We start from the raw sequence: 1830 nt of genomic DNA, 5'->3' as shown, positions 1-1830 counted from the left end.
CCGCGGACACCGCCGCACCGCCGCTGCACCACTACGCGGACCGGGTGCGCTCGTGCGCGAAGGCGCTGGACCCGCTGCTGGCCTGAGGTGCGCCCGTCCGCTCAGCCGAGGTCGAGGCGCCCCCGCGCGACCAGGTCGTCCACGGCCTCGCGCGCGGCCTGCAGCGAGGTGCGCCGCGGCCGGTAGCCCAGCACCTCGCGCGCCTTGCGCGTGCTCGCGCTGTGGCTGCGCGACAGGTGCTCCCAGCTGGCGTCGGCGTGCTCGCCGGCGGCCGCGCGGAACTCCTCCCACGACACCGGCCGCAGGTCCGCCTCCCGGCCGAACCAGCCCGCGGCCGCGCGCGCGAAGCCGCGCACGGTCAGGGCGCGCTCGGAGACGACGTGGAAGCTCTCGCCGGCCGCGGCGCGCGGGGCGGCCAGGGCCAGCTCGAAGCCCTGGGCGACGTCGTCGGCGTGGACGTGGTGCAGGGTCTCCAGGCCGAGGCCGGGCACGAGCAGCTCCCGGCCGGTGGCCAGCCGCCGCCACACGTCGGGGTCGAGGTTGCCCAGCGGGGTGATGACCGGCCAGCCCGCGCCGCTGATGTGCCCGGGGTGCAGCACCGTCGTCGGCAGGCCGCCGCCGCGGGTCTCGGCCAGCAGCAGCTCCTCGATCGCGGCCTTCTGCGTGCCGTACTCCCCGAACGGCTCGCGCGGGTCGTCCTCGCGCAGCGGCGAGGCGGCCGCGGGGCCGTGCACCCAGATCGTGCCGCAGTGCAGCAGGAACGTGCCCCGCGGGCGCAGCGCCTCCACCAGCTGCCGCGCGGAGGCCGGGGTGAAGCAGACGAGGTCGACGACGGCGTCCGCCCCCAGGGCGGCGATCCGCTCGCCGAAGGTCCCGGCGGCGTCCTCGGCCTCGCGGTCCACCACCACCCGCTCCACCCGCTCCCACGCCGGGTGCGCCGCGTACGGCTCCCTCGTGCCGCGGCTGAGGGCGAGGACCTCGTGCCCCGCCCCGACGAGGCGGGGCACGAGGGAGGTGCCGATGTGACCCGTGGCTCCGACGACGACGACGCGCATCCGGCCACCCTGCCCGCCCGTCAGCCCGCCTGCGCGCCGAGACCCTCCACCAGCGCGGTGGCGAGGCCGCCCGCGCCCGCCGCCGGCTCCAGGGCGTCGGCCAGGGCGCCCAGCACGAGCGCGACCCCCACGGCGCCGGGGTCGGGCAGGCCCAGCGCCCGCTCCCCGACGTAGGAGGCCCGCCCGCGCCGGGGCAGCATCCCCGCGGTCGCCGCCGCTCCGTCGACGGCCGCGCGCACGAGGTCGGCGAGGCCGCCGGTGGAGGCGGCCGCGGCCGCCATCGGGTCGAGCATCGTGCGCTCGCCCGGCCGGGCGCCGCCGACGCGCTGCACGGCGGCCACCGCGCCGGCCAGCCCCGCGCGCACCGCGTCCGCGTCCGCGCGCGGCGCCTGCTCCAGCGCCGCGCGCAGCTGCTGCAGCAGCAGCCCGTACAGCGGGCCGCTGGAGCCGCCGACCTCGTCGAGGAAGGCGTGCTCGGCCGCCCGCAGCCCGCGCACGGCCGCGGCGGCGGGGACGTCGGCGGGCACGTCGGCGAGCACGTCGGCGGGCACGGCGGCGCCCAGCGCCGCGCGCACCCCGCCGGCGAGGTTGTCGCCGAAGTCGCCGTCGCCGCTGGCCTGGTCCAGGCGGGTCAGCACCGGGTGCGCCCGCGCGACGGCCGTGCGCAGCGCCGCCAGGAAGGCGTCGTCCACGGGGGCGCCCGCGGGGGCGCCCGCGGGAGCGCGGTCGCCGTCGGCGGCGCGGGCCGGCGCCGCCGGCGCGACGGGCTCGGCGC

Annotated in this window: 2 protein-coding genes; both read right to left on the bottom strand. The window is 80.6% G+C overall.

All coding sequences use genetic code 11. The annotated features are described in order from the left end of the window. Window positions 1-101 precede the first annotated feature (101 nt). Entirely contained in the window at window positions 102-1055 is a 954-nt protein-coding gene (locus tag GTQ99_RS22790; protein ID WP_166617950.1) for an NAD-dependent epimerase/dehydratase family protein, read from the bottom strand. 20 nt (window positions 1056-1075) lie between these two features. Continuing rightward, window positions 1076-1830 (bottom strand): DAK2 domain-containing protein (locus GTQ99_RS22785; protein ID WP_205708072.1); only part of this gene is annotated, 755 nt, incomplete at its 5' end.

It is taken from the genome of Kineococcus vitellinus, from assembly GCF_009906315.1.
Classification (GTDB): domain Bacteria; phylum Actinomycetota; class Actinomycetes; order Actinomycetales; family Kineococcaceae; genus Kineococcus; species Kineococcus vitellinus.
Note: the sequence above shows the minus strand (reverse complement) of the source record. Positions and strands in the feature narration are given on the sequence as shown.